Genomic DNA, 14,901 nt, shown 5'->3' on the forward strand with positions numbered 1-14,901 from the left:
AAAGCGCTTATAGGTTGATGAAATAAGAATAGCATATTAAAAAACACACAGTTTAAAATCACAGCGAAATCTTTTGACTTAAAGAAAAAATGCCAGTTTAAACTCAAATCGCATATAGTGATCAAGTTAAAACTGGCATTTTGGTATTCAAATTATTCAGCTTTTGTTGCCGACTTAATTTTGTAAATAAATGTAACCTGCTTTACGTTTATCAAATCCATTTGATTTGTATTTAATAACATAAAAGTACGTTCCAGTTGGTAATTTTTCTTGTTTGCTGATGGTTACACGTCCTTCAGAATATCCTCTAAAGAAATTGTTATGAGAACCATAACCAACAGTTTCGTAAACTAATATTCCCCAACGGTTGTAAATTTGGACCGTGTTTTCTGGGAATTCGTAGATACGTCCTAGTACCAAAACATCATTGTCGCCATCACCATTTGGTGATACTGCACTAAAGACTTCTATTTCGTCCGCAGGAAGCGTAAGGTTATAATTTCCAACTTCTAAGTAATCCGGAATACCATTGGCATTTCCGTCTACAGCATCATTCGGATTTCCATCACCATTAGGATCAGCTCCCTCACTTTTTGTTGATATTCCGTCTCCATCATCATCGGTATCCAAGTAATCAGGGATTCCGTCCTTGTCTGTATCATCAGGACCATTGCCATCACTGTTTGGATCCAATTCATATTTGGTGTACACACCATCATTATCATCATCGATATCACGGTAATCAGGCTCGTCAGTTCCATCGGTATTGTTCGTATCTCTACTACCAGTTTTGAATTCATTATTGACTACAAATCCGTCCATTGTATTGGCACCTTCAAAACTATCATCAAGACCATCATGATCAGCATCATTTCCAGAAATAAACAAGTCAGGAATACCATCTTTGTTTTTATCGAATGCTTCAATGATGTCTGCAACGCCATCGTTATCCGAGTCGGTATCCAAATAATCAGGATTATCCGTTCCGTCTGTATTGGTAGGGGTAAGTCCTAGTACTGTTCCGTTTTCATAAGCATCATCGAGACCATTTTTGTTTAGATCAACTTTGCTAGGTGCTTTGTATCCAGTAGTGGTTTGCGCTTCTAGGTTATCCGGAATTCCGTCATTGTCTGCATCAATGTCCAAATGGTTTGGTATACCATCACCATCACTATCCATTGTTCCTTCAACAGTATCTAAAATACCATCGTTATCATCATCGATATCAATAATATCAGCCACTCCATCACTATCAGTGTCTAAGTAACTAGTAGTTGGATCTTCAAAATCACCATCTTTATCAATATCAACATTGGTTGTATTGGTTGGGTCATCAGAATCTTCTTCGATTGTTGTGGTCGAATTCGGAATCAAAGCATGGACTACCGCTGTATTATCGATGTAGCCAAATAAGATATCATCTGCTGTCGTTAAGTGCGTAGCGGTAACGGTAAACGATTTACCTGGGGCCAATACATTAACTGATGATTGGCTTGTAAAGGTTCCGTTATTATCTCTCACATTAACATTCAGTAAATTGATATTCCCACGATTAGTAACAACAATAGTGTACAGAATAGGATCACCTACCTTTGTAAACGTGCGGTTGTTGGTTACTTTGGTCACCTCTAAAATGGCCAATTGCGGTGTAACGGTTACGGTTGCATCATCAGGCTCACCATCACCATTAGTATCTTTGTTGGTATCATTGTTTGGATCATCAGAATCATCGGTTACATTTCCACCCTTAGGATCTTTTGCCGTAGCAACTGCTGTATTTGTAACAGCTCCTTTATCCAAATCAACTTGCGTAATGGTATGTTTTGCCGTCAAAGTTACTTTTTGACCTGGTAATAATGTAGCAAAACTGGCTGGAGTTACACTCCCTGCATCAGCATTGGCATCAGTCACCGCAACATTTGTTAAAGTTACGTTTCCAGTATTGGTCAATACTAAATTATACAAAATCACTTCACCAATTGTATCCCAAAGTCCATCAGGTGCTAGGGTAGAAGCCTTAGTTAATTGCAATTGTGGTTTTTGCGCCATTGCAGAAACCGTTGCATCATCAGGATCACCGTCAGCATTAGCATCAATATTTGCTGGGTTAGTAGGATCATCGGATAAATCAGATACTACATTTCCTAAAGCATCATTACTTCGTACTGCAGCCGTATTGCTTACAAAACCAGCATTCAAATCTGCTTGAGTTACGGTATGTATAGCGGTTATAGTTACCGATTTCCCTGGACTCAGTACCGATATTGTACTTGGTACTACCGTTCCTAGATCGGCATTTGTATCTGTAATTTTAATATTGGATAAGGTCGTGCTTCCAGAATTGGTCACTACAATAGAATAAGTGATTTTCTCTCCAATAGTATCATAGGCACCATCTGCAGCTGCCAAGGCAGTTTTAAGGATGCTGATTTTTCCTTGCACAGGGAAAGAAGTTACAGTTGCATCATCTGGATTACCATCATTGTTGAGGTCTGCATTTGCTGTATTGTTTGGATCATCTGAGAAATCTTTAACTACGATTCCATTTGGATCTTGACCAGAAGCTACAGCCGTATTGCTTACTTTTCCGGTATCTAAATCTTCTTGAGTGATACTATAAACAGCCTTAAAAGTTGTTGCGTCAAGTTGCCCAGGTGACAAACTAATAGCTGCTCCCGATACAGTAACAATTGGATCTGTTACTTTGACATTCGTCAAACTTAGATTTCCAATATTAGATACAGCAAAAGCGTAGGTAATTGTTTCTCCCACATTTGCAAATCCATTATTATTGGTATCGTTGAACGTTGCAGTTTTTGTAATATTCAAAGCTGCTTTTCCGGTTAAAGCACTTACGGTAGGATCGTCAGGATCACCATCTCCATTTAAATCTTCATCGTTTGGATTGTCTGGATCATCAGAGAAGTCACTTACATCAGTCACTTTCGAACCATCTTTGTCTTGCCCTACAGCCAAAGCAGAGTTGGTAATACCTCCAGAATCAATATCACTTTGTTTGATTGTGTATAGCGCAGAGAAGTGCGTGTCATTGCCTTCTGTAGGTTGTAAATCAAGCGGTGCACCGGTTATTGCTACCAATGGATCTGTAATTTGAATACCAAAGATGGTAACGTTTCCGTTATTTCTGATATCAAAATTGTACCTGATTGTTTCATTGGCTTGCGGTAGACCATCACCATTTTCATCATTAAAAGTAGCCGTTTTGAACAATGATAATTGTGGCTCTCTTGCAAGAGATGTATTGGTATCATCATTTTTCGCAGCAGTTGTAGGATCATCAGAGCGATCACTTACTGTACCTCCAAAAGGATCTTGACCTGATGCAGTAGCAGTGTTTATGACAAATCCAGTATTAACATCATCTTGTGTTAGGGTATAGATTGCCACAAAATTGCTGGTGTTTTTCGCTTTTGGCGCCAATGTAATAGGGTTACCCGTGACGGCAACTAAAGCATCTGCAATTGTAATGTTAGAAATGGTTACGTTACCTGTATTAATGATTTCAAAATGGTATCTAATTGTTTCACCTACTTGCGCTAAACCATCTTGATTAGCATCAATAAAACTTCCAATCTTGGTAACAGTCAATTCAGGTTTCGAAACTAAGGCTGTGATGGTAGCATCGTCTGGTTCTCCATCGCCATTCGCATCTACATTTGATGAATTGTTAGGGTCGTCAGAAGTATCGGTCACTGTGTTTCCATTAGTATCTTTACTATTTATAACAGCCGAATTGCTTACAAAACCTGCATCGATGTTTGCTTGTGTAATTTTGTAAGTGGCATAAAAGGTATGATTATCAATTTCTGTTGGAGCCAAAGTTATTGGACCACCAAGTACAGTCACTAGTTGATCGATTACCTTAATATCACTCAAGGTCACTTTTCCAGTATTTTGAACTTTGAAATTATAGGTAATAGATTCATTCAACTGCGGGAAACCATCTCCATTTTCGTCATTAAATACAAATGTTTTCTCTAATGAAATAGCTGGTTTTTGTGTAATCGAAGTTACAGTAGCGTCATCAGGATCTCCATCACCATTTATATCTGCATTGGTTGCATTATTTGGATCATCTGATGTATCAGTTGCTGTAATTCCTGCAGTATCGGTAGCCGTAACCGAAGCACTGTTAGTTACAGAACCTAAATCAATTTCGCTTTGAGTGATCGAATGCGCAGCCGAAACAGTAGCCGATTTACCTGGTGCAAGCGTAGCAATAATTGCTGGCAGAATACTTCCTATATCCGCATTTGCATCTGTTATTGCTAGGTTCGAAAGTGTCAAGTTTCCGGTATTGGTAATGGTCAATAAGTAATTGATTTTTTCACCAACCGAATCATAACTACCATCTGTCGGAGCCAAAGTTACTTTTGTTAAACTTACTTTTCCTTTTCCAGGAATAGTAGTAATGGTAGCATCATCTGGTTCTCCATTTCCGTTGTTGTCTGTATTCGTTGGATTATTTGGATCGTCAGAAGTGTCAGATACGGTAGCGCCTTTTGGTGTTTGTCCTGAGGCTACGGCAACATTGGTCACTTTTGCAGCATCGATATCCGCTTGAGTTAATGTATAAGTAGCTTTAAAAGTAGTACCATTTTTTTGATTTGGATCTAATGAAATAGGGCCACCAGTAACCGTCACCAATGGATCGGTTATTTTAATTCCGGTCACACTTACATTTCCAATGTTCGAAACTTCAAAAGTATAGTCGATAGTTTCGCCAACTTGAGCTAAACCATCATTGTTTGCATCTTTAAATACTCCCGTTTTAGTTACGCTCAATTTTGCGTTTGGTGCTAATTTGGTTAGAGTAGGGTCGTCAGGGTGACCATCATTATCACTGTCGCCATTAGTAGCATTGTTTGGATCGTCAGACAATGTTGCAACAGTTTTTCCATCAGGATCTTTTCCTGTGGCCGTGGCAGTATTGGTAACTTGTCCCGCATTGATATCAGTTAATTTTAAAGTATAGTTCGCTTTAAAAGTAGTAGCATCTGATTTGTTTGGAGCCAACGTGATAGGTCCGCCTGTAACTGATGTCAAAGGATCTGAGATTGTTATTCCGGTTAGGGTAACATTTCCATTATTTTTAACCGTAAAACTATAGGATACTGTTTCACCAGTTTCTGGGAATCCATTTCCGTTTTCATCATTAAATACCGCAGTTTTTAACAACGTTAATAATGGGTTTTGAGTCAGTTTGGTTACAGTTGCATCATTTTGAGCAGCAGTAGTAGGATCATCTGATACATCAGAAATGGTTGCTCCATTAGGTGCTTTACCAGCTGCTGTAGCAGAATTAGTTACGGTTCCAGTATTGATTTCTGCTTGTGTCAACGTATGTACTGTAGTGAACGTTGTACTGTCTTTTGCACCTGGAAGCAGGGTTATTGGTCCACCAGTAACTGGTGAGAACGGATCGTTTACTGTGATACCTGTAATCGTTACATTTCCAGTATTTTTTATTTCGAAACTATACGAAACAGTTTCACCTACCTGAGCAAGTCCGTCTCCATTGGCGTCGATAAAGACACCTGTTTTTTCAACGGTTAATTCCGGTTTCGCAACAATTGCAAAAATTGTACTGTCATCAGGATTACCATTTCCGTTGGTATCAATATTTGCTGCATTTTTAGGATCGTCAGAAATGTCAGTAACTATTTTTCCTTTCGGATCTGTACCAGTTACGGTAGCCGAGTTGGTTAAACTTCCAGAATCAATAGTTCCTTGAGTAATCACATAGGTACCTGCAAAGGTAGTAGCGTCTACAGCAGCAGGAGCTAAGCTAATCGGGCCACCGTTAACCGTCATTAACGGATCATTGATACTTATGTTTGTAAGTGTTACATTTCCGGTATTAGTAACTTTAAAATTATAGGTAATAGTTTCATTGTTTTGAACTAAACCATCACCGTTTTCATCATTGAATGTGAAGGTTTTTTCTAATGCTAAAACTGGTTTCTGAACTAGGCTTGTGATTGTATTATCATTTGGCGTCGTAGTTGCAGGATCATCAGACAGATCAGTGACTCTTGTTCCGCAAGGATCAAAAGCAGTACCTATGGCACTATTTACTACTTGACCAGCGTTTAGATCTGATTGTGTGATAGTATGAGAAGCGGTGAAAATTACTTTTTGAAAAGCGGCTACCGTTGCAAATGAACTCGGGTTAATACTGCTTGCATCTGCATTAAGATCTTCAAGTGTTAAGTTGCTTACAGTTACTTCATTTTTATTTTCAACTGTAATTTGATATTTCACTATTTCACCTACGCTATCATATTGTCCATCAGTAGCAGGAAGTGTTATTTTTGTCACAATCAAAGTTGCTTCAGGTCGAACAGTTACTGTGTAAGTAAATGGTTTCCCAGTACAATTTCCAGAAGATTCAGGAGTGATTGTGTAAACCACAGTTTGAACAACGCCCGAAGTATTAACTAATTTATCTTTTATCGTGTTCGAAATTGAACTAGTGGTTGTCTCTCCAGATACGTTTGGATTATTGGCAGCAGCCCAAGTAAAAGTAGTATTGGCTAAATCAACATCTGCACTTAAATTATGGTTAAGAGCAATGGTGCTACAAGTTACATCTGTTGGGTTTTTACTAGCAAACGGTTGAGGTTTAACAGTAACTAACAGTTCAAATGTAGGTCCTTGACATCCTTTGTTATTGAAAGGTGTAACGGTATACTTCACAGTTTGTGTTACACCACTGATATTTAAAATAGCGTCAGTAATAGTTGTTCCGTTGCCATTTTTTTCACCCGTCACAGCAGGATTGTCTGTGGCAACCCAAGTAAAAGTAGGGTTAACCAATGGTGTTGTAGTTTTAAGATCATAATTCAAAGCAACATCACTACAGCTTATTTTTGTTTTATTCGAAATAATTAATGTAGATGTTACGTCGATCGTGTATGTATAGGTATAAACTGAACTGTTTCCACCGCAATCGGTATAAGTGAAATAGTAGATCTTTTGACCATCACACACAGGACTTACATTTTCCGTGATAACCGGAACAATGTTTTTACCACAGTTATCAATAACAGTTGGAGCAGCCGGTTGTACAGCTTTCGAAATGTCATTCACAAGAGCGCTACCGTTCGATGGCACTATTGGTTTAATCGTCATATCGATAGTGTAAGTGTAAGTATAAACCGAAACATTCGAAGCACAATCAGTGTATGTATAGGTGTAGACTTTAGTTCCTTCACAAACAGGATCAGCCGAAGCAGTGATCACTGGCGTAAGTGCATTTCCACATTTATCAGTAACTGGAGGGGCAGCTGGTTGAACAGCGTCAGCCAAACATTCTACAGTCGAACTTGCATTAGCAGGAACAATTGGTTTAGAAGTCAAGTCAAGTGTATACGTATAAGTGTAAACCGATACATTCGAAGCACAATCAGTGTATGTATAGGTGTAGACTTTAGTTCCTTCACAAACAGGATCAGCCGAAGCAGTGATCATTGGCGTAAGTGCATTTCCACATTTATCAGTAACTGCTGGTGCAACAGGTTGAACAGCGTCAGCCAAACATTCTACAGTCGAACTTGCATTAGCAGGAACAATTGGTTTAGAAGTCAAGTCAAGTGTATACGTATAAGTGTAAACCGATACATTCGAAGCACAATCAGTGTATGTATAGGTGTACACTTTCGTTCCTTCACAAACAGGATCAGCCGAAGCAGTGATCACTGGCGTAAGTGCATTTCCACATTTATCAGTAACAGGTGGAGCAGCTGGTTGAACAGCGTCAGCCAAACATTCTACGGTTGAACTTGCGTTAACAGGAACATCTGGTTTAGAAGTTAAGTCAAGTGTATAAGTATAAGTGTAAACAGATACATTCGAAGCACAATCAGTGTATGTATAGGTGTAGACTTTCGTTCCTTCACAAACAGGATCAGCCGAAGCCGTAATTACCGGTGTAAGTGCGTTTCCACATTTATCCGTCACCACTGGCGCAACAGGCTGAACAGCGTTTGCCAAACATTCTACAGTAGAACTTGCGTTAGCAGGAACAATTGGTTTAGAAGTCAAGTCAAGTGTATACGTATAAGTGTAAACAGATACATTAGAAGCACAATCAGTGTATGTATAGGTATACACTTTAGTTCCTTCACAAACAGGATCAGCCGAAGCAGTGATTACTGGTGTAATATTATTTCCACATTTATCAGTAACTGTCGGAGCAGCAGGTTGAACAGCATCAGCCAAACATTCTACAGTAGAACTTGCATTAGCAGGAACAACTGGTTTAGAAGTTAAGTCAAGAGTGTAAGTGTAAGTGTAAACAGATACATTCGAAGCACAATCAGTGTATGTATAGGTGTAGACTTTCGTTCCTTCACAAACAGGATCAGCCGAAGCAGTGATTACTGGCGTAAGTGCATTTCCACATTTATCAGTAACTGGAGGAGCAGCTGGTTGAACAGCATCAGCCAAACATTCTACAGTTGAACTTGCGTTAGCAGGCACAATTGGTTTAGAAGTCAAGTCAAGTGTATACGTATAAGTGTAAACCGAAACATTCGAAGCACAATCAGTGTACGTATACGTGTAAACTTTAGTTCCTTCACAAACAGGATCAGCCGAAGCAGTGATTACTGGCGTAATGGTATTTCCACATTTATCTGTGACAACTGGTGCAGCTGGTTGAACAGCATCAGCCAAACATTCCACTGTTGAACTTGCGTTAGCAGGAACAGTTGGTTTAGAAGTCAAATCAAGGGTATAAGTATAGGTGTAAACCGAAACATTCGAAGCACAATCAGTGTATGTATAGGTGTAAACTTTAGTTCCTTCACAAACAGGATCAGCCGAAGCAGTGATTACTGGTATAATATTATTTCCACATTTATCAGTAACTGCTGGAGCAGCTGGTTGAACAGCATCAGCTAAACATTCCACAGTCGAACTTGCGTTAGCAGGAACAATTGGTTTAGAAGTCAAGTCAAGTGTATACGTATAGGTGTAAACAGATACATTCGAAGCACAATCAGTATATGTATAGGTATAAACTTTCGTTCCTTCACAAACAGGATCAGCCGAAGCTGTGATTACTGGCGTTATAGTATTTCCACATTTATCGGTCACAACAGGAGCAGCTGGTTGAACAGCATCAGCCAAACATTCTACGGTCGAACTTGCGTTAGCAGGAACAACTGGTTTTGTAGTCAAGTCAATTGTATAGGTATAGGTATAAACCGAAACATTTGAAGCACAATCAGTGTATGTATAGTTGTACACTTTCGTTCCTTCACAAACAGGATCAGCCGAAGCAGTGATCACTGGCGTAAGTGCAGTTCCACATTTATCAGTAACTGGCGGAGCAACAGGTTGTACAGCGTTAGCAAGACATTCTACAGTAGAACTTGCGTTAGCAGGAACAGTTGGTTTAGAAGTCAAGTCAATTGTGTAGGTGTATTTCCAATTCGAAACTAAACCAGAACAATCCGTATAGGTATAATTGTATGTTCTAGATCCTTCACAAGATAAAGTTGTAGGCGAATCTACCGTAGAAGCTAAAACTGCAGTAACATCAGTTCCGCACACATCTTTGATTCCAGTTGGAGGCGTTGGAGTAGTAGCGTTTGCAATACATTCTACCGTACTTGCGCCATCTGCAGGAATAGTTGCAGGAGCAATGGTATGATCAATTGTGTAGGTATATTTCCAATTCGAAACCAAACCAGAACAATCCGTATAGGTATAATTGTAGGTTCTTGAACCTTCACAAGATAAAGTTGCAGGCGAATCTACTGTAGAATCTAAAAACGCTGTAACATCAGTTCCACACACATCTTTAATTCCAGTTGGAGGAGTTGGAGTTGTAGCGTTCGCAATACATTCCACCGTGCTCGCACCATCTGCAGGAATAGTTGCAGGTGCTTTTGTATGATCAATTGTGTAGGTATATTTCCAGTTCGAAACCAAACCAGAACAATCAGTATAGGTATAATTATAGGTTCTTGTTCCTTCACAAGATACAGTTGCAGGCGAATCTACTGTAGAAGCTAAAAACGCTGTAACATCAGTTCCACAAATATCTTTGATTCCAGTTGGAGGCGTTGGAGTAGTAGCGCTTGCAATACATTCTACCGTACTAGCACCATCTGCAGGAATAGTTGCAGGTGCTTTTGTATGATCAATTGTGTAGGTATATTTCCAATTCGAAACCAAATCAGAACAATCAGTATAGGTATAATTATAGGTTCTTGATCCTTCACAAGATAAAGTTGCAGGCGAATCTACCGTAGAAGCTAAAACTGCAGTAACATCAGTTCCACAAACATCTTTGATTCCAGTTGGAGGCGTTGGAGTTGTAGCGTTCGCAATACATTCTACCGTACTTGCACCATCTGCAGGAATAGTAGCAGGAGCAATGGTATGATCAATTGTGTAGGTATATTTCCAATTCGAAACCAAACCAGAACAATCCGTATAGGTATAATTGTAGGTTCTTGATCCTTCACAAGATAAAGTTGCAGGCGAATCTACCGTAGAAGCTAAAACTGCAGTAACATCAGTTCCACAAACATCTTTGATTCCAGTTGGAGGCGTTGGAGTTGTAGCGTTCGCAATACATTCTATCGTGCTTGCACCATCTGCAGGAATAGTTGCTGGTGCAATGGTATGATCAATTGTGTAGGTGTATTTCCAATTCGAAACCAAACCAGAACAATCAGTATAGGTATAATTGTAGGTTCTTGATCCTTCACAAGATAAAGTTGCAGGCGAATCTACTGTAGAAGCTAAAACTGCAGTAACATCAGTTTCACAAACATCTTTGATTCCAGTTGGAGGCGTTGGAGTTGTAGCGTTTGCAATACATTCTACCGTACTAGCGCCATCTGCAGGAATAGTTGCAGGTACTTTTGTATGATCAATTGTGTAGGTATATTTCCAATTCGAAACCAAATCAGAACAATCAGTATAGGTATAATTATAGGTTCTTGACCCTTCACAAGATAAAGTTGCAGGCGAATCTACTGTAGAAGCTAAAACTGCAGTAACATCAGTTCCACAAACATCTTTGATTCCAGTTGGAGGCGTTGGAGTTGTAGCGTTCGCAATACATTCTATCGTGCTTGCACCATCTGCAGGAATAGTTGCTGGTGCAATGGTATGATCAATTGTGTAGGTGTATTTATAAGTGGATACGTTGCCCCCACAATCGGTATAATTAAATGTATATTCTTTTGTTCCTTCACATAATGGATCTGCATTTTGTGTGATGGTCGGAGTTACAGTATCTCCTTTATAATCTTTAACTATTGGTGTCGTTGGTTGTGTTGCATTTGCTAAACATTCTACAATTGAAGAAGCATTGATAGGAACAATAAGTTGAGAATGAACCGTTACAATATATTTATAGGTGTCTATTGTGGTGCCAGACGTGTTTTTAACCGTAATGTTATATTGTATGGTCTGATCTAATCCGGAAGTGTTAATTAAAGTGTCATCTATTAAATTGGTCGTTTTTATTGATGTGGAAGCTCCAGTTATATTTGTGTTTGAAACTGCCGCCCAGCTAAAAGTAGCATTTGTAAACGGACCGTCATTTATTAAATTATGACTTAGTTTTGTATTACTACATACAGTTTGGATTGGGTGAACACTCACAACTTTGCTAGCTGTAGGATTTGTAATGCTTCCTAGTCTAGGTGTTCCGGTTGCGGTAACTGTATTTGTAATATTAGTTTGGTTATTTATATCAGTTTGATTTACTAAATAGGTAGCTGTCCAAGTCGCTATTTGTCCAGAAGCCAAAGATTCTATTTTATTATCAGTCGTGTTTACATCAGTTCCAGTTGTACTTTGAATACTTGGTGTTGACAGTGTTCCGTTTGCAACGTGACTATCATTAATAGTGATGTTGTCTACTGTGATATTTCCACTATTTGTAACTATATAGGTGTAAGTAATTGTTTGACCTTGAGCTACGTTATATTGATCGTCGACTGTTTTTGTAATAGTTAAAGATGGTTTTAATGCTAATGGAGTAACTGTTGGATCATCTACATTATTATTTGGGTTACTTGGGTCGTCTGATATATCTGTAATTGTAGTTATCCCATTGTTTGCTGTCCCTTTTACAGATGCCGTATTGGTCACCTTACCGCTATCCAAATCAGTTTGAGTGATTGTATGGCTGGCGGTAAAAAGGGTAGTAGCCCCGGGGTTTAATGTTGCCACAGTTGAAGGGGAAATGCTACTTGAGGATACATTTGAGTCAGTAATTGTTATATTGTTAAGAATGATATTCCCTGTGTTTTTAACAGTTAGGTTATAAATTATATTCTCGCCTACAGTGTCATAAGACCCATCTGCCGCTGTTTGAGCAATTTTTTCTAAATTTATCTTTCCTTCTTGCGTAATCAATGTTACCGTAGGATCATTAGTTGTGCTAGTTGCATTGGTAGGATCATCCGATACATCTGAAATCCCATAACCGTTTGATAGCGTAGCATTGGCTGTAGCCGAATTAATTACTTGCCCAGCTTCAATATCTGCTTGTGTAATTTTGTGCGTTGCCGTAAATGTTGTTGAAGCACCTTTTGCTAAGGTAGCTACAGAGGAAGGTGATATACTTCCTGTATCTGCCTTTGGATCTGTAATTGTAATGTTGGTCAAGTTAGTATCACCTGTATTTTTGACAACAATGGTATAATTGATAATTTCACCCACAGTATCATACCTTCCATCAGCTGCTGCCAAAGAAGTCTTAGTAACATCAATTTCGCTATTAGTGATAGTGATAGATTCTGTGTCATCGTCTACTTGTACATCTGCCTCAGGTATATCTTGGGTATTAGAAACGGTATTGATAACCGTTGAACTAGCAGTAACATCATTAACTTTTGCAGTAATAAAAATAGTAAATATTTCACCGCTGGTCATTGTTCCTATATTCCAATTAGGTGCAGTCCAAGTTCCGCGTACAGCTGTCGCAGAAACAAATGATAATTGTGACGGTAGCAAATCGTTTATAACAAGATTGGTTACAGGATTTACACCTAAACTTTTTACACTCACTTTAAAAATAACTGTATCTCCTTCGAGTACATTACTTTTATCAACTGTTTTTGTAAGTATAATTTCAGGGTCACAATTATAAGCGGATAAAACTGATGAATCATAAGTACACCCTCCTTTGGTTACTCTAACAAAAAAATCACCTGGAGTTGAAGGAGTGTAACTGCTACTAGTAGCTCCTGCAATGATACTATCATCTTTGTACCATTGGTAGGCTTCAAAACTTCCTGATAGCTCTTTTAGATCTGATCCTGGTAAACAGCTCCCTCCCGTAATTTTTAAATCAACAACTGGTACTGTATCGAAGCCTGAATAGTAACCTGCAATACCTGCATTAGTATTCACTCCAATAAACCCTACTGCTATGGGACCAGTAGATTTAACCGAAATATTCCCATTCAAATTGGGTACATAAAATGATTTCCATGGTAGCCCTGCCGCAGGTATAGGAGTAGGTAAAGGAACGATAGTTGCACCATCTTTTACAACAATGTCACTATTAGGAGTTGTAGTAGAGGCTAAAATAGTTATACCTCCAGAAAAATCCAGACTTGCAACATCTTTTATTAAAGGAATATTATTTAATGTGTCTGGTAATAAGCAATTAACGGGCGCTATGAAATTTAGTCCAAGGGTGTTTGTTGCAGGTGAACCTGCAATACATTGGTATGCGTATGCATCTTTTGACGTAACTACAGTCATATTTGCGCCAGCTGAAGATGAGCTGTAATAACTACCAGGAATTTCAAAATATTCTCCATTATTGATCGTTGCGATTGCTGTTGTAGAACCATTTACAAAAATATTAGTTCCGTTTTGTGTACCGATTATGATTGGGAATTCAGTGGAGTTACTACCATTACCTCTCACAAAAACATAATCTCTACCAATTTTATTTTCAGGTACTGGTTGATCGACTCCAGCATCTCTATTTCCTGATGTTGATATAACTCCAACATTCAATCCTCCATTACTGATTGCTATGTTTTTTGTTGAGCTAATAGACGCCCCTAACCAACCAGTATTATTGGCAGTATTTTGACTAGGCGATGCTTCCAATACATAGCTTTGTCCGGCGTTTAAAGTAACTGTAATAATATCACTAGTTATTCCTCCTAAGTTATTTCCTAATCTAAATTCACAAGAAGTATTATAACCACTTATAGTTACTACGGTATTATCTTCGGCAGACATTATACCCAAGGTATTTGTTAAAGTAGCATGGGATCCTCGATTTGGGATACCTCCCCACTTAAATTTTGTTCCAAGTGCCTGTCTTCCTTTAGAAGTTAATGAGGTTGCTTGAGAAGTAGATCTACCTCTATAATTAACATAAAAACTTTCGCCATTTCTAGATTTAAATCGGAGTCCACTATTACTAAGAACAACACCTGTATTCGCATTAGTGACTAAAGTTATGTTGTTATCACCATCTGTAAGAGAGTATTTAACAGGGCTACTGTTTGACAAGGTCAACGTGGTTAATGCTGTGGTACTTGTTCCTAGATAGACATCAATAAGAAAAGAAGTTGTAGTTGGTGTGGACAAATAAAACGCTTGTTGTTGCACGGCTTGGTTGTCGGACGCCTGTTTTAATGGCGGTAAATAATGCAAATCACTAAGTTGAGAATGACTAGTGTGCATGAACAATATAGTAATGAGAAAAATATAAAAGTATTTTTTTTTCATGATAGTACGGGTTTTGATAAATTATAGCAACAATTCGAATGTAAAAATGAATTATGTTTTATAATTTATTATCAACAGTATAAAAATTATAGAAATTATCAATTTAGATTGTAAAATTACTAATATATATATTAAGAATTCTTTATA

At 38.4% G+C, this 14,901-nt stretch carries 1 protein-coding gene; it reads right to left on the minus strand.

From position 1 onward, the window contains the following. Window positions 1–174 precede the first annotated feature (174 nt). The gene (locus tag FFWV33_RS10390) at window positions 175–14,754 is read right to left on the minus strand and encodes an HYR-like domain-containing protein (RefSeq protein ID WP_108740840.1); all 14,580 of its coding nucleotides are present in this window, start codon (window positions 14,752–14,754) and stop codon (window positions 175–177) included. Window positions 14,755–14,901 lie beyond the last annotated feature (147 nt).

The sequence above is a fragment of the Flavobacterium faecale genome, from assembly GCF_003076455.1.
GTDB lineage: Bacteria > Bacteroidota > Bacteroidia > Flavobacteriales > Flavobacteriaceae > Flavobacterium > Flavobacterium faecale.